This is a genomic window from Rhodovulum imhoffii (genome assembly GCF_003046545.1).
Classification (GTDB): Bacteria; Pseudomonadota; Alphaproteobacteria; order Rhodobacterales; family Rhodobacteraceae; genus Rhodovulum; species Rhodovulum imhoffii.
The window spans coordinates 120,233-138,148 of the sequence record NZ_QAAA01000001.1 but is presented as its reverse complement, the minus strand read 5'-3'; the positions used below and the strand labels follow the sequence as shown (position 1 = coordinate 138,148).

The following is a 17,916-nucleotide window of genomic DNA, read 5'->3' as shown; positions in this document are numbered from 1 at the left end:
CCTGCGGAAGGCATGAAAATAGCTTCCGACGGGAATACAGTAAAAAAATGTCAGTTGAGCCTCAAAAACGGTTCAATTGTTGCGCCGCGCACCGCCTGCTGCGCACAACTCAACCCAACCGTGCGCGAATCGCGGCGCCCACAGCCCGGACGCCGCGCAGATTCAGGCCAGGACGCGATCGCGTTCAGCCCGATAGCTCCCCTCCGAGACACCGATCCACTCCGACGACAGCCGCATTGAGCGCATGTAGCTTTCGAGAATGCGGTCATAGATATCGCCGTCGCGATTCTCCTCCAGCGTCTCCAGCGCCGCCTTGCCGAAAGCCTCCCATACAGGGCGCGGATAGCTGAGAACCTGCACCCCCCGTGCCTTGAGCCGCGCCAGCGCCGCCGAGTTATGCGAAAGAAACAGCGCGAGATTGCGTTGATGACCCTCCGCGGCGACGATTTCGATCGCACGCTGCTGGGACCTCGTCAAGCTTTCGAATACCTCCCGGTTTATCCCCAGGGAAAGCGCCGACCCGGGCTCATGAAATCCGGCCGTATAGTAGAACTTGGTGATCTCATAAAACGCGGCCTTTTCATCCGCCCAGGGGCCGACCCACTCCGTTGCGTCCAGCATCCCCGTGGACAACGCCTGATAGACCTCCCCCCCGGGGATGTTCTGCACGCTGGCGCCCAGCTTTCCCATCGCCAGCCCGCCCAGACCAGGCATCCGCAGCTTCAGGCCCTGGAAATCCTCGGGCCCGGTGATCTCCCTGCGGAACCAGCCCCCGCACTGGGCACCGGTATTGCCCGCCAGGAAAGTTTTCAATCCGAAAATCCGGCCCAGATCGTCATGCAGGTCCTGCCCACCGTCCTGATAATACCATATCGCCATTTCCTGCGCGGTCATGCCAAAGGGTACCGTGGTAAAGAAGGCATAGGCCGGGTGTTGGCCGACATAGTAGTATTCCGCGGAATGATACATGTCCGCCTGCCCTGCTGAAACGGCATCGAACACCTCGAACGCCCCCACCAGTTCGCCCGCGGCCCTGAGATCCACGGTCAGAGACCCATCGGTCAGTTCCGTAATGGCATTGGCACAGGTTTCGGCAGCCTCGTGCACTCCGGCCATGCCGCGAGGCCAGCTTGTCACCATGCTCAGCGTACGCTTGCCTTGCGCACAAGCCGGCGCTGCCAGAAAGGCCGCCCCCGGCGCGGCCAGAGTGGAACTCGTCAGAAACGAACGGCGATCCATCGGCGATATATCCTTCCCAAAAAATGCAGCCCGCCGACCGTAGACGCCGCACACGCAAATCGGGAGGCTGAGTTCATTGATATTTCAGCAACTCTGGGTTGCGTCGAGGGCATATCTGTTCGAGAGAGTTTTCACGCCGTGCGCATTTCGCCGCAGATTCGCAAGAAAATGAAAAAAATCCCCCCCTGTACGCAGGATGATTCACGATTTCCCGGTTGACCCCATTCCGCCCCCCCCCTAATCTCCGCTGCGCACGCGAAAGGAAAGCTGCCATGGGGCACGTACTTGTAATTTTCGGGAACAGGCGCATGGGCCGGTAACGGCAGACCATAAACGTTCCCATGCGCCCCCCGGACGGGGGCTTTTTTGTTCGTAAAAGAAGCACGGAGACTCAAGATGACACAGGCCATGACCGGCGCAAAAATGGTGGTTCAGGCGCTCAAGGATCAGGGCGTCGAGGTGGTGTTCGGCTACCCCGGCGGAGCTGTGCTTCCGATTTATGACGAGATATTTCAGCAAAACGAGATTCGCCACATCCTCGTGCGTCATGAACAGGGCGCTGTCCACGCGGCCGAAGGCTACGCCCGCTCCACCGGGAAGCCGGGGGTCGTGCTGGTCACCTCCGGTCCGGGGGCGACGAACGCGGTCACCGGAATCACCGACGCGCTGCTGGATTCGATCCCGCTGGTGGTCCTGACCGGGCAGGTTCCTACCTTCATGGTCGGCAACGATGCCTTTCAGGAGGCGGATACCGTCGGCATCACCCGCCCCTGCACCAAGCATAACTGGCTGGTGAAAGAAACCGACAAGCTGGCGGAAATCCTCCACCAAGCCTTCCACGTCGCAACCACCGGCCGCCCCGGCCCTGTCCTGATCGATATTCCCAAGGATGTGCAGTTCGCCACCGGCACCTACACGGAACCGCGCCGCGCCAAGGTGGACCACTACCGTCCGCGCCTGAAGGGCGACATGGAGGCCATCACCCGCCTCGTCGAGGCGATGGAAACCGCAGAACGCCCGATTTTCTATACCGGCGGCGGGGTCATCAATTCCGGCGACGCGGCCAGCCAGTTGCTGCGCGAACTGGTGGATGCCACCGGATTTCCCGTCACCTCTACGCTGATGGGGCTTGGGGCCTACCCCGCCAGCGGCAAGAACTGGCTGGGCATGCTGGGGATGCACGGCCTCTACGAGGCGAACCTCGCCATGCATGACTGCGACCTGATGATCAATATCGGGGCACGATTCGACGACCGCATCACCGGCCGCGTCGCCGACTTCAGCCCGCATTCGGTCAAGGCACATATCGACATCGACCCTTCCTCGATCAACAAGACCATTCGCGCGGATATCCCCATCATCGGCGATGTCGCCCACGTGCTGGAGGATGTGGTGCGCCTTTGGAAATCGCGCGGACGCAAGGTAAACAAGACCGCACACGCAAAATGGTGGGCCCGGATCGAAGAGTGGAAAAAGATCGACTGCCTGAAATACGAGCCCTCCGGCACCATCATCAAGCCGCAATACGCCTTGCAGCGGCTGGAAGCCCTGACAAAGGGGCGGGATCGCTACATCTGCACGGAGGTCGGCCAGCACCAGATGTGGGCGGCGCAGTTCCTGGGATTTGAGGCCCCCAAACGCTGGATGACCTCCGGGGGGTTGGGCACGATGGGCTACGGCTTTCCCGCTTCGATCGGGGTGCAACTGGCGCATCCGGAGGCGCTTGTGATCAACGTTGCGGGCGAAGGGTCCTGGCTGATGAACATGCAGGAAATGGGTACGGCCGTGCAGTATCACCTGCCGGTCAAACAATTCATCCTGAACAACGAACGGCTGGGCATGGTGCGCCAGTGGCAAACATTGCTGCATGGCGGGCGCTATTCTCATTCCTGGTCAGAGGCCCTGCCCGACTTTGTCAAGCTGGCCGAGGCCTTCGGCGCAAAGGGGATACAGTGTACCGACCCGGCTGACCTTGACGACGCAATCATGGACATGATCGCGTATGACGGCCCGGTCCTTTTCGACTGTCTGGTCGAGAAACACGAAAACTGCTTCCCGATGATCCCCTCGGGGGAGCCGCATAACAAAATGCTTCTGGGGAATGCCTCAACCGACGACGCCATCGGCGCATCGGGCGCGGTTCTGGTGTAATCCCGCACACGCTAACTGGGAAAAACGACATGGCAGCACTCAACATCGAAAAGGGCACGTCGCGGCATTCGGCCTATGACCTGCGGGACCCGAACGCGGAGACCATCGAAACCCATACGCTGGCGGTCCTGGTGGACAATGAGGCGGGCGTTCTGGCCCGCGTCATCGGACTGTTTTCCGGGCGCGGCTACAACATCGACAGCCTCACCGTAGCCGAGGTGGACCATGAAGGCCACACCAGCCGTATCACCATTGTCACCACCGGCACTGCCGCGGTGATCGAACAGATCAAGGCCCAGCTGGGGCGTATTGTTCCCGTGCACGAAGTCCACGACCTGACCACCGAAGGCCCGTCGGTCGAGCGGGAGCTGGCCCTGTTCAAGGTTGCGGGCAAAGGGGAGAAGCGAGTGGAAGCCATGAGGCTGGCCGACATCTTCCGCGCCAACGTCGTGGACAGCACACTGGAAAGTTTTGTCTTCGAGATTACCGGGACGCCCGGCAAGATCGACGCCTTCGCCGACCTGATGCGCCCGCTGGGTCTGAGGGAAATGGCACGCACCGGCGTCGCGGCACTGTCGCGCGGGGCCTGAGACCCCACAGGCCGGGCTCTGCAACGAAAATCCGGACAACACAAAAACATAAAGGCCGACAGGGTACCTGCCGGCCTTTTGAATTCTGGTGGAGCCGAGGGGAATTGGCTCAGTTTGTCATATTATCCAATAAAATCAACACTCTCTCCAAAGCGTCACGCTGCCGTGTGTACCACCTTTGTGACCGTTAGTAAAGCGCTACTCAGCGTTACCTTCATTGGACGAGTTCTTCGCAGGCCACTCCAGTGGCTCGGTTCGAGGAGTTCTGGTCAGGAAGTGTGAGAACCTGTACGCGATAGCTGAAGAAATGTCTTTGAGCCGTTGTTCGTCGAGTATGTCTCCATCTTGTAGACCCGTCGCGTCTATAGCTTCATCAAACAGCTCTTTCGTAGTGCGATCCCAAGACATGCTATGTGCTTGTCGAAGAAGCTCGCTGAGCGCCTGTCGAGTTTCGTCAAAGTTCGACTTCGTATCGGCTGCCCCAATCGCCTCAAATACTCTGAAGTCAACAAGTGAGTTGTCATCGGTTAGGAGCCGGTGTTCAGAAGGCTGGAACGGGTTTGAAATCAGTGATATTGACCGACTTACAGGAGCGCCATCGGAAGCAAGCTCGAAGAGCCACCCAACGGCATTGTACAGGCGAAAGTATCCGAGCACCTTACCTGTCGCGTCAGAGCCGACCCAAATGTAATTCGGGTTCGCACCATATCCGTTAGGAAGCTCAAGTAGCTTTCGTGTGTGTATACACGTCAAGGGTGTATGGCTATCTTCCTCTATATCCGTACCAGAACGAACAAACTCCCGTGATGTCGTGTATCTGGGATGGCTGAGTTCCTCGTTACCAACCAGTTCGTTCCAAAGCACGAGACAGGCTTTCATCATCGACCTTTGAGAGCCTTCGCTTCCAAACTGAATGCCATGCTCGGCACGTGGTGCAAAGCCTGTTACTCTTGTTGCTCTCTGTTTCGCATCTTTGATGAAGGCGTCGTGTGCGCTTTCTGGAAGCCCGAGCTTGCCTGCGGCTCCTCGCAACAGTTGCTCTAGGTGTGCCTCATCACGTGCGCTGATCTTAACGTTTACTCCCTCATGTCCATCTTCAATGAAGAGAGGGGACGACGGTCGGAGTACCGGCTTCCCGCCGGGAGCGAGGTCATAGACAATCCCATCCGCCTCAACTCTCGGAATGGATGGCGGGGCTTTGCCGGAACCGCTTCGAAAATTGGCGATGTTACGCAGAGGAGCGACGCTATCCGCAAGGTCCTTATCCGGTCCCGCACCCATTATGTTGTTGCAAGTGGCGCAGAGTGCCTTGGTCGTCGTCAGCCTTCCACCGAGGGCATTCAAGAGGATGTGTTCTGGTTTTCGTGGATCTGGAGCGGTCACCTGACACAGTATGCAAAGGTTCATTAGCCCAGTTCCTCAAAGATGCGGTAGACAGAAGAGCGGCTAATACCAAGCTGGCGGCTGATCTCTGTCGGGGATACCTTCTCGTCCCTGAGGCGCTTGACCTCGTCCATCTTGGCCATGGCGGTTTTCTTACGGCCCTTGTACAACCCTGCGGCCTTTGCTTTGGCGATCCCCTCCCGCTGGCGCTCCAGCATGATCTCACGCTCGAACTGTGCCATCGCCGCGAACATCGTGAGGGTAAGTTTTCCTGTTGCCGACTGGGTGTCGATCTCAGAGCCACCGAAGTTCAGTATCCTGAGCGACGCGCCCTTCTCTTGAAGACGCTCGACGATCTTGAGGAGGTCTTGGGTAGATCGGGCCAGTCGATCCAGTTTAGGGACGACAAAGGTGTCCTCATCCCTCACATAGTCTAAGGCGCGTTCCAATTCTGCCCGTTGGGCGGCAGATGAAACCTGCTCTTGGAATATCTTATCGCAACCTGCGGCCTCAAGCTCGGCAATCTGAGCCTCAGAGTAGATGTCACGGTTGAAGTATGTCGATGCGCTGGGGCCATTCAGTTGGTTAACATAGATGGTTTGCAGTAGCTCCTCGGTGGCACGAGCAGAAGAGCGTTCGACACTGGCGGCGGCTTCTGGTCCGAACACGCCCCAGCCTTTCTCGAAAGCGCGGCAGTAGGTCGGCCAATGGCCTTTGATGCTCAGATTAACGACCTCAAACCCCTCAAGGCCAAACTGCTGGTTGTATGCCTCACGTAACACAGTCTGAGCGGCCTCGGTTTCTGCGGTCAGTCGTTCGCGAATAGAAGCGATACCGCCACCTGATCTCATCCACTTGATCGACGGTCAAGCGCGTCCAGTTCCGCCTTGATCGCCACGGTCTCACGACCTGAGTACGCAGCCCTGATCTTGCCATAGGTGCTTTCCAAACTGTTCATAAGGGCGAAGTAGACAGGCTTGGCGTCGGCAAGCTGTCGAACCTCTAATGACCGTTTGAACTCACGCTTCACCTTGACCCGACTACGCCTGCGTGGTCCCACCGCCGATGTACTCAAGGCATCACGCCAATCACTCAGCGGTGAACCCGGGTTCAACGAAAGGGCGTTCCACGGGGAGGGGTTGCCCTCGATCATCTTGATGATGTCCTTGGGAACACGCATCCGCACGGCATAAATGCCGCTCTTCTTTCGCTCCAACCCGGGGTATCTGGACAAGTCTTCCATTCCTCGTGTGTACCACCTTTGTGTACCACTCTGGAAGGAAAAGCTGTTTGATTTCATTGGCCTGTAGTGAAATCAGTCACTTACAGTGTGTTTGGTGGAGCCGAGGGGAATCGAACCCCTGACCTCGTCATTGCGAACGACGCGCTCTCCCAACTGAGCTACGGCCCCGATGGGCGCTGATTTGGACCATCCACCGTCCCTTGTCAAGCGGTCAGCCGGGTATTCTCCCGTACGAATGTTTCAATAGCCGCCGCCGGGCGCGCACCGGCAAGGCGGGCCACTTCCCGCCCGTCCCGAAACAGGATCAGCGCCGGGATTCCACGGATGTTGAAGCGCACCGTTGCATCCGGGTTGGCCTGGGTGTCCACTTTTGCAAACCGGACCTGCCCAACCATCGCTTGCGCCGCCTGAGCAAACTGAGGGGCCATCATCCGGCATGGTCCGCACCAGGATGCCCAGAAATCCACCAGAAGCGGCAGATCGTCGGTCTTCACGCTCTTTTCCATGGTGCGGAAATCGATATCCCGCACCTTGCCATCCACCAGTTTCTCACCGCAGGTGCCACATTTGGGCGCGGCACCCAGTTTGTCCAAAGGCACGCGGTTTGCCATGCCACACATGTGACAAAGAAGTTTTGCAGTTTCGCTCATGGCGGCCCCCTTCATATTCAATATAAGGAATATATATCATGCGGACCTCTGCACAAGCGAAAGTCGTATTGCAGATACGGCAAAGGGCAGCCCAAAGGCTGCCCTCACGTCACTGCGCCGCTTCCATGTAGCTCTCGGGCGGCGGACAGGTGCACACCAGGTTCCTGTCCCCATATGCGTTGTCGACCCGACCCACCGGCGGCCAGTATTTGTCCACCCGGAATGCGCCGGGCGGAAAGCACCCCTGCTCCCGGCTGTAGGGGCGGTCCCAATCCGCAACGAGATCCTCGACCGTGTGCGGGGCATTCTTCAGCGGGTTATTCTCAGGGTCGGCCTCCCCGGTCTCGATCGCACGAATTTCTTCCCGGATGGCCAGCATCGCGGTAATGAAACGGTCCAGCTCGGCTCTGGTTTCGCTCTCGGTCGGCTCGATCATCAGCGTCCCGGCCACGGGAAAACTCATGGTCGGCGCATGAAAACCGCAATCCACAAGCCGCTTGGCAATGTCATCCACGGTGATTCCCGCGCTGCCGAAAGAGCGGGTATCGACGATACACTCATGTGCGACACGCCCACCCTTGCCCTTGAACAGCACATCGTAGGCACCTTCCAGCCGCTTCGCGATATAGTTCGCGTTCAGAAGGGCCACCTTTGTCGCCTGGGTCAGCCCCGCTCCGCCCATAAGCAGGCAATACGCCCAACTGATCGGCAGGATCGAGGCCGAGCCGAAAGGCGCCCCGCTGACAGCGCCTTCTTCACCCTCCAGCGGGTTACCGGGCAGGTAAGGCGCCAGATGCGCCTTTACTCCGATAGGACCCATGCCGGGGCCGCCCCCCCCGTGGGGAATACAGAAGGTCTTGTGCAGGTTCAGATGGCTGACATCCGACCCGATTTCACCCGGCTTCACCAGCCCGACCAACGCATTCAGGTTCGCCCCGTCCAGATAAACCTGCCCGCCATGGGCATGGGTGATATCGCACACCTCGCGCACGGTCTCCTCGAACACGCCGTGGGTCGAGGGATAGGTCACCATGCAAGCGGCAAGAGTGTCCCCGGCGGCCTGAGCCTTGGCGCGAAAATCTTCCACGTCGATGTCGCCGTTTTCTGCCGACTTCACCACCACGACCTTCATGCCCGCCATCTGAGCCGAGGCCGGGTTGGTCCCGTGGGCGGATACCGGGATCAGGCAAATGTTGCGGTGCCCTTCCCCACGCGCCGTGTGGTAGGCGGCAATCGTCATCAGCCCGGCATACTCCCCCGCCGCGCCGGAGTTCGGCTGAAAAGACATCGTATCATAGCCGGTAATCTGGCACAGCTTGTCGTTCAGATCGGCAAGCAGCCCGGCATAGCCCTGCACCTGGTCTGCCGGGGCCAGCGGGTGGATGTTGGCGAATTCGGGCCATGTAATGGGCATCATCTCGACCGCTGCATTCAACTTCATCGTGCAACTGCCCAGCGGGATCATGGCCCGGTCCAGCGCAAGATCACGGTCCGCGAGGCGACGCATATAGCGCATCATCTCGGTTTCCGCCCGGTTCATGTGAAACACCGGATGGGTCAGGTAATCGCTGGTCCGGATCAGCCCCTCGGGAATACGGTACTGGCCATCGCCACCACAATCCTGACGATTGACCCCGAAGGCCCGCCACAACGCCTCGATCGTGGCTGGACGGGTGGTTTCATCCAGCGCAATACCCAACTTCGTGGCACCGACCTTGCGCAGGTTGATATGCTCGGCTAACGCGGCATTGTAGATCACCCCTTGCATCGGCCCGACATCGACGGTGAAGGTGTCGAAAAAGACGTCCGGCTCGACCTTGAAACCGGCGTCCTCCAGCCCTCGGGCGGTGCGCACGGCCTTGCGGTGAATCCTTTGGGCAATGGCCCGCAACCCTTTCGGCCCGTGGAACACCGCATAAAAACCCGCCATCACCGCCAGAAGCGCCTGCGCGGTGCAGACATTGGAGGTCGCCTTTTCCCGGCGAATATGCTGTTCGCGCGTCTGCAGGGCAAGACGATACGCCTTGTTACCACGCGCATCGACGGACACGCCCACAATCCGCCCCGGCATGGCGCGCTTGTAGGCATCGCGGCAGGCCATGTACGCCGCCGACGGCCCGCCAAACCCCATCGGCACCCCAAAACGCTGGGTACTGCCCACAACGATATCGGCATCCATCTCGCCCGGTTCCTTGAGCATCAGCAAAGCCATCGGATCGGCCACGACGATCCCCAAAGCCTTTGCCGCATGCAGGGCAGCAATCTGGTCGGTGAAATCGGTGACATGGCCGTAGGTTCCGGGATACTGGAAAATCCCGGCAAAGACCTGTGCCGGTTCCAGATCGGTCAGCGGGTTACCCACGATGACATCGATCCCCAGGGGCTGGGCCCGCGTGCGGATCACGGCGATATTCTGCGGATGGCAGTTTTGATCCACGAACACCGCTCCGGCCCGTGACTTCGCCACCCGCTGCGCCATGGTCATGGCCTCGGCGCAGGCGGTCGCCTCATCCAGCAGCGACGCGTTGGCGATCTCCATCCCCGTCAGGTCGCTGACCATGGTCTGGAAATTCAACAGCGCCTCCAGCCGCCCCTGGCTGATTTCGGGCTGATAGGGGGTGTAGGCGGTGTACCACGCCGGGTTTTCCAGAATATTCCGCTGGATGGCAGGCGGCGTCACCGTGCCGTGGAAACCCTGCCCGATCATGGTGGTGTACACCTTGTTGCGGCTGGCGACCTGCCGCATATGCCATAGCATTTCACGCTCGGACTTGGGCTTGCCGAACTCCAGCGGTTCGGACTGGCGCAGGGAGGCCGGCACGGCCTCCTCCACCAGGGCCTCCAGCGTGGGCACGCCCAGCACCTGCAACATCCCGGTCATTTCCTCGGGCGAGGGGCCGATATGGCGGCGGTTGGCGAAATCGTAAGGCAGATAATTGCTGGGCGTATAAGACATGTTTGTCCCCGGTTATCCGATGAAATCCTTGTAGCCGGCGTCGTCCATGAGGTCATCGAGAGCGGAAAGATCTTCGACCTTCATCTTGAAAAACCACCCTGCGCCGGTCGGGTCCTCGTTGACGGTGCCGGGGGCATCCACGAGCGCCTCATTGACCTCGACGATCTCGCCGTCGAGCGGAGCAAGAATGTCGGAAGCCGCCTTGACGCTCTCGATCACGACGATCTCGTCGTCTTTGGACACGGTCGTTCCGACGTCGGGCAGTTCGACAAACACCACGTCACCAAGCTGTTCCGCGGCGTGGGCGGTGATGCCGACGACAACAAGATCGTCCTCGACGCGGAGCCATTCATGTTCTTCGGTATATTTCATCTCTGGTCCCTCAACGCTTGTAGGTTGCTGTTTTAAAAGGAAGCCTTACGACCTTCGCCGGAAGGCGCCTGCCCCGCACATCACCGAACAGAACCGTGCCTTCCGCAGCCAGCGCCGCGGGCACGTAGCCCATCGACACCGGTGCCTCCACGGTGGGGCCAAATGCGCCCGATGTCACCTCCCCGATGGGCGCGCCCCCGATTTCCGCCTCGAAAAGCGGCGTGCCTGCGCGCATCGGGGCACGGGTCTGCGGGGCCAGCCCGACCCGCAGACGCGCGGGGCCATCGGCCAGATCCTTCAGAACGCGCGCGGCACCGGGAAAGCCACCCTCCCGCGCACCGCCACCCCGGCGGGCTTTCTGAATCGCCCAGGCCAGCCCGGCCTCGACCGGGCTGGTCGTGATGTCTATATCGCTGCCGTAAAGACACAGGCCCGCTTCCAGCCGCAGGCTGTCTCGCGCGCCCAGCCCTATGGGCGCCACGGCCCCGTCCGCCAGCAACGCCCGGCAGAAGGCCTCGGCCCGAGGTTCGGCCACAGAGATTTCGAACCCGTCTTCTCCGGTATACCCCGAACGGGACACCCAGAGCGGCCCGAAATCGCTTTCCAGAACCGCCACGTCCATAAAGCGCATCCCGGCCACAGGGACATGGGCCGACAAGACACGCCCGGCCTCGGGACCCTGCAAGGCCAGAAGGGCACGGTCCGTCACCTCAGTGATCTCACACCCGCGCAGATGGGCGCGCAGATGGGCGATATCCGCGGTCTTGCAGGTCGCGTTCACGACAAGAAACAGGTGATCTCCCCGGTTGGCCACCATCAGGTCATCAAGGATACCCCCCTGTTCGCTGGTGAACATCGCATATCGCTGGCGACCCTCCTTCAGGCCCAGAAGGTCGACGGGCACAAGGGCTTCAAGCGCCTGCGCAGCATCCGCACCATCCCCCGATTCAGCACGCACCAGCACCTGTCCCATGTGGCTGACATCGAACAGCCCGGCACGCGCGCGGCAATGCAGGTGTTCCTTCATCACGCCGGCGGCGTAGTGCACGGGCATCTCATACCCCGCGAACGGGACCATCTTGCCCCCAAGTTCAACATGCAGATCGTAAAGCGCGGTCCGTCGCAAATCGGACATTCAGCATCCCTCCCCGTTTCAGCCGGATGCCCGGCATCGATGGCCTTGCGGCCGTTTGCTCGATGCCCCCTCTGTCCATTGTGCCTGAGATCGCTATCCCTTCGGCGGACGCTGATGCGCCTCTCTCCAGAGTTCTTCCCCCCGCGGTCCTTGGGCCTGAGAGTTTACCGGGGCGGTTGCTCCTTCGGCACCGGGCGGGGCCGGATTCTCCCGTGGGGTTCGCGCGATCATCTAGAGCATGAGTCGCGTTCCGGCAAGAGGGTTGTCTTCCGCAAAGGAAACGGGCCAACGCTCCCGCACCGGCCAGATATACCCGCTCCGGGAAATTCAGCCCGGCCTTTTCTGCATCAGGGCCATGACATCGGCCATCTCCGGCCCGCGGGCACGGCCCGTAACCGCCTTGCGCAGCGGCATGAACAACTGCTTGCCCTTTCGGCCGGTCTTTTCCTTGACGGCGGCGGTCCATTCCCCCCAGGTCTGCAATGTGTAGGGCGGGTCGGGCAGCAGGGTCAGAGCCTCGGCGACAAAGGTGCGGTCGTCGTCCTCGACCACGGGGGCCACGCCATCATGAAACAGCGTCCACCACTCCGCCATGTCGGCACGGGTGGCGATATTCTCACGCACCACATCCCAGAACCGCTCCGCCAGATCGGCGGGCACGCCCAGCGCGGCAATCTCGTCCTGCACCGCGCCGAACGGCAGATCGTGCAGAAGACGCGCCGTCAGCGGGAAAAGATCGTTTTCATCGAATTTCGTCGGGGCAGCCCCGAAATTGCCAATATCGAAACCCTCGGCCAGGTCCCCGATGCTCCCGGCCAGTTCGACCGGCTGGCTTGAACCCAGCCGCGCCATCAGCGACAGCAGCGCCATCGGCTCCACCCCCTGCGCACGCAGATCCCGCAGGCTGAGCGCCCCCAGCCGCTTCGACAGTGCCTCCCCCTTCGGCCCGGTCAGCAGGGAATGGTGGGCAAATTCCGGCACGGATCCTCCCAGCGCCGCGATGATCTGGATCTGCGTGGCGGTGTTGGTCACGTGATCTGCGCCCCGCACGATGTGGGTCACTCCCATTTCGGTGTCATCGACGACCGAAGCCAGCGTATAAAGCACCTGCCCGTCGCCCCGGATCAGCACCGGGTCCGAAACGCTGGCCGCGTCGATGGAGATATCCCCCAAAATCCCGTCGGCCCATTCGATACGCTCATGGTCAAGCAAGAAGCGCCAGTACCCGGAGCGATCCCCACGCAGGGCCTCCTTTTCGGTCTCGGAAAGAGCCCGCGCGGCACGGTCATAAACCGGCGGACGCCCCATGTTCAGCTGTTTCTTGCGCTTGAGGTCCAGCTCCGTCGGGGTTTCGAAACATTCGTAAAACCGCCCTGCATCACGCAGCGCCTCCGCCGCGGCCCGATACCGGTCAAGCCGACGGGACTGGTACTCCTCCCGATCCCATGTCAGCCCCAGCCATTCAAGATCCTCGCGGATACCATCGACATATTCCTGCCGGGACCGCTCCGTATCGGTATCGTCGAGACGCAGGATGAACGTCCCCCCCGCCTTGCGGGCGATCAGGAAGTTGAACAGGGCGGTGCGCAGGTTGCCCACATGCAGATATCCGGTCGGCGAAGGCGCAAAGCGGGTGATGGTCATGAGTCCCTCCTGATTCACGGCTGCTCTTTCACAGACCGGCGCTTTTGTCCATATGAAGGGCATGACAGCATCGCTTATCCCACCTTCTCTCGAGGATGTCGAAGCCCTTGCCCTTGCCGCGCGCGAGGCCCTGCCCGCCCCCTATCGCGCCGCGGCCCGCGCCGTGGCCCTGCGGGTGGAGGATTTCGCCCCGGACGGAATCCTGGACGCGTTGGGCCTCGAAGACCCGTTCGAACTGACAGGCCTGTACGAGGGTATTCCGCTGACGGAAAAATCGGTTATGGATCAGCCTGATCGTCCGGACACAATCTGGCTGTTCCGCCGCCCCATCCTCGATGAATGGGCCGGGCGCGGAACCGTGGCGCTGGATGAATTGGTCGCCCATGTTCTGGTGCATGAACTGGCCCATCACTTCGGCTGGTCCGATGCCGACATCGCCCGCATCGACCGCTGGTGGGAGTAGCTTCGCCAAACCGCACATGTCATGCTATCCTGCCACGAAACAGGGAGGAGACCATGCCCACGACCTTCACCCGCCGCCACGTTCTGATGACCGGTGCCGCGGTGCCTTTTGCGCACACGGCGCGGGCCGCCGCCCCCCTTCTCGGCCCGGCCAGCGCGAATTTCCGCCGCTTCCGGCTGGGAACCTTCGAAATCACGACCCTTCTGGCCGGAACCCGGACCGTGCCCGACCCGCACAAGATTTTCGGCCTCGATATCAGCACAGAGACCTTCGCGCAGGTCTCTGCCGCAGCGCATATCCCCGCGGATCGGGCACAGTTCTTCTTCACCCCAACGCTGGTGAATACCGGGCAGCGTCTGGTGTTGTTCGACACCGGCCTCTCCGCCGAAGGCACCGGCACGGCCCTGACCGCGGCGGGCTACACCCCCGACCAGGTGGACGCCGTTGTCCTGACGCATATGCACCCCGACCATATCGGCGGGCTGATGCGCGAAGGGGCCCCAGCCTATTCCAACGCCACCCATTACACCGGCGCCGTGGAATTCGATGAATGGGACCTGTCCGGCAACGAAACCTTCGAAGCCAGCATGCGGCCGCTGGCCGAACGCACGACCTTCCTTGACGGCGGCGATTCGGTCGCCTCCGGCATCACCGCGATAGAGGCATTCGGCCACACCCCCGGTCACATGGCCTACATGATCGAAAGCGCGGGGCAGACGCTGCTGATCGGCGCGGACTTCGCCAATCACTACGTCTGGTCGCTCGCCCATCCGGACTGGGAGGTGCTTTACGACCGCGACAAGGCGCAGGCCGCGGCGACGCGACGGCGGATTCTGGAAATGCTGGCGGGCGAAAAAATGCCCTTCATCGGTTACCACATGCCGTTTCCGGGCTTGGGATACGTGGAATCCCATAATGACGGCTTTGCCTATATCCCTGAAAGTTATCAGTTTCTTCTCCAGGCCGGCGGGAACTGACCCACGCGGGAACCGTCCGGGAGAAGTACCTTGGCGCGCCCGTGCCGGGGTGGCAGTGTGCGCGCAAACTACGAAAGCCCGGAACCGATGGAACCCATTCTCACCGTCACTCTGAACCCCGCCGTGGATATCTCGACCTCAGTCGCACGGCTGGAACCCGCTCTCAAGCTGCGCTGCGCGCCCGCGGTTACCGACCCCGGCGGAGGGGGGATCAACGTTTCCCGTGCAATCCGGCTTCTGGGGGGAGAAAGCCACGCCCTGGTCGCCATCGGGGGTCATAACGGGCGCAAACTGAAATCGCTTCTGGAGGCAGAGGGAATCCGCCTGATCCCCCTTCAGGCACCGGGCGAAACCCGGCAGGCCATCTCCATCACCGAAAGCGATACGGGCCGCCAGTTCCGTTTTGTCCTTCCCGGCCCCGCCTGGGCAGAGGAAGGGCTGCGCGCGATCATGGCCGCCATCACCACCGCCGTACCACAGGGCGGGTTGGTCGTGCTCAGCGGTTCGATCCCGGAGGGACTGCCCGAAAACTTCCCCGCCCGCGTCTGCCGCAAGCTCCGGGACCGTGACACACGGCTGATCGTGGATACCTCGTCCGCCGCCCTGCATCGCCTGACCGAGGATCTGGAATGCCCACCGGAGGTGTTGCGCATGGACAGCCGCGAAGCCGAAGCGTTGGCCGGACGCACACTCCCCAACCGTCGCGACAGTGCCGATTTCGCCGCTGCGATGGTTGCACGCGGCGCGGCGAAAGTGGTGATCGTGGCACGGGGTCCGGACGGCTCCGTTGCCGTCAGTCCGCAGGAACGCCTGTTCGCCGAAGCGGCGAGGGTCCCTGTCAAAAGCAAGGTCGGCGCAGGCGACAGTTTCGTGGCGGCCTTTACGCTGAGGCTGGCACATGGGGCGGGACTGGCCGAAGCCCTGCAATGGGGCGCGGCCGCGGCGTCCGCGGCAGTCATGACCGATGCCACCGCCCTGTGCACGCGCGAAGATACCGAAGCCCTTTTGAGAAAATGCCCGGTATCCCGGCTGCCTGACTAAGATTTCATTCACGTCTGCGGGGCACCCTGCCCTCCGGTGCAACGTTCCGGGGGATGATATGCAGATGATTCTTTGGGCTTCGGTCGCGCTGGCGGCCAGCCTGCTGGCTACGCCGCGGGCGCAAGCGGACCCACTGTTCGGAATCGGCCTGACGCTGAGCGCGGGAAAGATCGTGGATGTCGACATCAAGGGCCTGCCAGACCGGTCGTCCACCATGCCCGCGCCCCGTCCTGCCCTGCGACTGAGTGCCCGTAAGACGGCGGGAGATTTCGGCTATGATCCGGCCACCGGACAATGGGTCTTTCGCGAACCCGGCGGGCGGATCGCGGTGCTCCGGGCCCGCTAACCCGGGTCGCGCCAGCGATTCACGATCGGATACCGCCGATCCAGCCAAAAGGCGCGCGGCGTCAACCGTGCGCCGGGTGCGGACTGGAAGCGTTTGTATTCACTTGTATAAATCAGGTTCTCCACCCGCCTGACGGTTTCACGCTCAAAACCGGCCGCAACCAGATCCGCAACCGAGGCATCATGGTCGATCAACCCTTCAAGTATGCGGTCCAGCACCTCGTAAGGCGGCAGGCTGTCCTCATCCTTCTGGTCCGCGCGCAACTCCGCGCTGGGGGGCTTGTCGATCACACGGGGCGGGATCACCTCGCCCGCCGGGCCATTCATCCAGACGCGGTGGTTGGCGTTGCGCCAGCGGCAGGTTTCGAACACCCGCGTCTTGTAGAGATCCTTGATCGGATTATACCCCCCCGCCATATCGCCGTAGATCGTGGCATACCCTACCGCGACCTCTGACTTGTTGCCCGTGGTCAAAAGCAACTCGCCGAACTTGTTGGACAGCGCCATCAGCAACAGACCGCGCAGACGGGACTGGATATTCTCCTCGGTCACATCCGGCAGGCACCCGGTAAAAAACGGCGCAAGCGCGGCCTCTACCGCCGTTTGGGGCCCGGATATGGGCAGATTGTCCAGCCTGCACCCCAGCGCATCGGCCACCGCGGTCGCATCTTCCACGGATCCGGGCGAGGTATATTCCGAGGCCAGCATCACGCAGCGCACGTTTTCGGCCCCCAGGGCATCGACGGCAATAGCCGCCACGAGCGCACTGTCCACCCCTCCGGACAACCCCAGGAGGGCCCTGGAAAACCCCGACTTTCGCATATAATCGCCAAGCGCGGCGACCATCACGCGGTAGTCCTGCTCGCAGGGTCCGGGCTCGGGGGAAAGCGGGGTTGCCTGCGCACGCCAACCCGCCGGTGCAGAGGTGAAATCGACATGGGCAACCGCCTCCTCCAGCACCGGCAGACGCACGGCGAGCCCCTCCGGGTTCAGCACGAAACTGCCCCCGTCGAACACCTGATCATCTTGTCCGCCAACGAGATTGAGATAAACCAGCGGCAACCCGGTCTCGGCCACCCGCCCGGCCATATGCGACAGGCGCACGCCGGATTTCTCCCGATAATAGGGTGACCCGTTCGGCACCAGGAGGATCTCGGCCCCCGCCCGCGCCAGTTCATCCGAGACCCCAGGATACCAGGCATCCTCACAGATCGGGGTGCCGATACACAGGGGGCCGACCGTGTAAGGCGCGGCGTCTTCGCCACTGTCATAAACCCGGTATTCATCGAAAACACCCACATTGGGCAGGTGACGCTTGAACACCCGCGCCCGGACCTCGCCCTCTTGCAGCACGAAATACGCGTTGTAGAGCCCGTCCCCCTCTGCGCAGGGCGCGCCGATCCCCAGTGCCGGCCCCCCGGCGCAATCCCCCGCCAGCGCCGACAGTTGCGCCGCAACATCCGCCACGAAAGCCGGGCGCAGCACGAGATCCTGCACCTGGTAGCCGGTCAGGAACATCTCCGGCAGGGCCACCATGTCGGCCCCGGCTGCGCGCGCCTGCGCCCACGCCACACGCGCGCGCGCGGCGTTTTGCGCAAGCGCCCCCGTAACCGGGTTCAGTTGGGCAAGCGTCAGGCGAAAGCGAGACATGGGGAACCTCCTTTTGCGACTGCTTTACCAGAGTGACGCGCAAGTAAAAGCCGATAGATGCAAAACCCGTTGTCACC

General features: G+C 61.7%; 16 protein-coding genes, 1 tRNA gene and 1 riboswitch. Of the genes, 6 read left to right on the top strand and 11 right to left on the bottom strand.

Annotation, left to right across the window (positions count from 1 at the left end; genetic code table 11):
* Positions 1-162: 162 nt before the first annotated feature.
* A complete protein-coding gene (locus C8N32_RS00680) occupies positions 163-1,239 on the bottom strand; it encodes a TRAP transporter substrate-binding protein (protein WP_107890544.1) in 1,077 nt (358 codons plus the stop codon).
* 396 nt (positions 1,240-1,635) lie between these two features.
* Here C8N32_RS00680 and C8N32_RS00675 point away from each other — a divergent pair, with 396 nt between their 5' ends.
* Both C8N32_RS00675 and ilvN read left to right on the top strand, forming a co-directional pair.
* On the top strand, positions 1,636-3,390 hold the full coding sequence (locus C8N32_RS00675) for an acetolactate synthase 3 large subunit (RefSeq protein ID WP_107890543.1): 1,755 nt from the start codon (positions 1,636-1,638) through the stop codon (positions 3,388-3,390).
* Between the two features lie 29 nt (positions 3,391-3,419).
* On the top strand, positions 3,420-3,980 hold the full coding sequence (gene ilvN / locus C8N32_RS00670) for an acetolactate synthase small subunit (RefSeq protein WP_107890542.1): 561 nt from the start codon (positions 3,420-3,422) through the stop codon (positions 3,978-3,980).
* A 198-nt stretch (positions 3,981-4,178) separates the two neighbouring features.
* Here the strand turns inward: ilvN and C8N32_RS00665 are convergent, their stop codons facing one another.
* The 9 genes from C8N32_RS00665 to gltX all read right to left on the bottom strand — a co-directional run bounded on the left by C8N32_RS00665 (position 4,179) and on the right by gltX (position 13,363).
* On the bottom strand, positions 4,179-5,387 hold the full coding sequence (locus C8N32_RS00665) for an HNH endonuclease (protein WP_107890541.1): 1,209 nt from the start codon (positions 5,385-5,387) through the stop codon (positions 4,179-4,181).
* Positions 5,387-6,214 carry a recombinase family protein gene (locus C8N32_RS00660; RefSeq protein WP_107890540.1) on the bottom strand — a complete coding sequence of 276 codons (828 nt, stop codon included), beginning with the start codon at positions 6,212-6,214 and terminating at the stop codon, positions 5,387-5,389. The genes C8N32_RS00665 and C8N32_RS00660 overlap by 1 nt, the downstream gene beginning before the upstream one ends.
* The gene (locus C8N32_RS00655; protein ID WP_107890539.1) at positions 6,211-6,606 is read right to left on the bottom strand and encodes a hypothetical protein; all 396 of its coding nucleotides are present in this window, start codon (positions 6,604-6,606) and stop codon (positions 6,211-6,213) included. Before C8N32_RS00655 ends, C8N32_RS00660 begins: the two co-directional genes overlap by 4 nt.
* A 92-nt stretch (positions 6,607-6,698) precedes the next feature.
* Positions 6,699-6,774 (bottom strand) — tRNA-Ala (locus C8N32_RS00650).
* Between the two features lie 35 nt (positions 6,775-6,809).
* A complete protein-coding gene (gene trxC, locus C8N32_RS00645) occupies positions 6,810-7,256 on the bottom strand; it encodes a thioredoxin TrxC (RefSeq protein ID WP_107890760.1) in 447 nt (148 codons plus the stop codon).
* Between the two features lie 109 nt (positions 7,257-7,365).
* Positions 7,366-10,212: an aminomethyl-transferring glycine dehydrogenase gene (gcvP, locus tag C8N32_RS00640; RefSeq protein WP_107890538.1), complete on the bottom strand. Its 2,847-nt coding sequence runs from the start codon at positions 10,210-10,212 to the stop codon at positions 7,366-7,368.
* A gap of 12 nt (positions 10,213-10,224) precedes the next feature.
* Entirely contained in the window at positions 10,225-10,584 is a 360-nt protein-coding gene (gene gcvH / locus C8N32_RS00635; protein ID WP_107890537.1) for a glycine cleavage system protein GcvH, read from the bottom strand.
* Positions 10,585-10,594: 10 nt separating this feature from the next.
* A complete protein-coding gene (gene gcvT, locus C8N32_RS00630) occupies positions 10,595-11,719 on the bottom strand; it encodes a glycine cleavage system aminomethyltransferase GcvT (RefSeq protein ID WP_107890536.1) in 1,125 nt (374 codons plus the stop codon).
* Positions 11,720-11,853: 134 nt separating this feature from the next.
* Positions 11,854-11,942, bottom strand: a riboswitch (glycine riboswitch).
* A 104-nt stretch (positions 11,943-12,046) separates the two neighbouring features.
* Entirely contained in the window at positions 12,047-13,363 is a 1,317-nt protein-coding gene (gene gltX, locus C8N32_RS00625; RefSeq protein WP_107890535.1) for a glutamate--tRNA ligase, read from the bottom strand.
* A 61-nt stretch (positions 13,364-13,424) separates the two neighbouring features.
* Here gltX and C8N32_RS00620 point away from each other — a divergent pair, with 61 nt between their 5' ends.
* From C8N32_RS00620 to C8N32_RS00605, 4 genes are read left to right on the top strand one after another with little or no spacing between them, the layout of a single operon-like run.
* A complete protein-coding gene (locus C8N32_RS00620) occupies positions 13,425-13,826 on the top strand; it encodes a metallopeptidase family protein (protein ID WP_107890534.1) in 402 nt (133 codons plus the stop codon).
* Between the two features lie 53 nt (positions 13,827-13,879).
* Complete coding sequence (locus C8N32_RS00615) at positions 13,880-14,803, top strand: MBL fold metallo-hydrolase (protein WP_107890533.1); 924 nt, start codon at positions 13,880-13,882, stop codon at positions 14,801-14,803.
* Between the two features lie 30 nt (positions 14,804-14,833).
* On the top strand, positions 14,834-15,844 hold the full coding sequence (locus C8N32_RS00610) for a 1-phosphofructokinase family hexose kinase (protein ID WP_342352785.1): 1,011 nt from the start codon (positions 14,834-14,836) through the stop codon (positions 15,842-15,844).
* Positions 15,845-15,902: 58 nt separating this feature from the next.
* Entirely contained in the window at positions 15,903-16,190 is a 288-nt protein-coding gene (locus C8N32_RS00605) for a hypothetical protein (RefSeq protein ID WP_107890531.1), read from the top strand.
* On the opposite strand, the gene C8N32_RS00600 is transcribed toward C8N32_RS00605, so the two are convergent.
* Positions 16,187-17,839: an NAD+ synthase gene (locus C8N32_RS00600; protein ID WP_107890530.1), complete on the bottom strand. Its 1,653-nt coding sequence runs from the start codon at positions 17,837-17,839 to the stop codon at positions 16,187-16,189. The two genes, C8N32_RS00605 and C8N32_RS00600, sit on opposite strands and share 4 nt — an antisense overlap.
* Positions 17,840-17,916 lie beyond the last annotated feature (77 nt).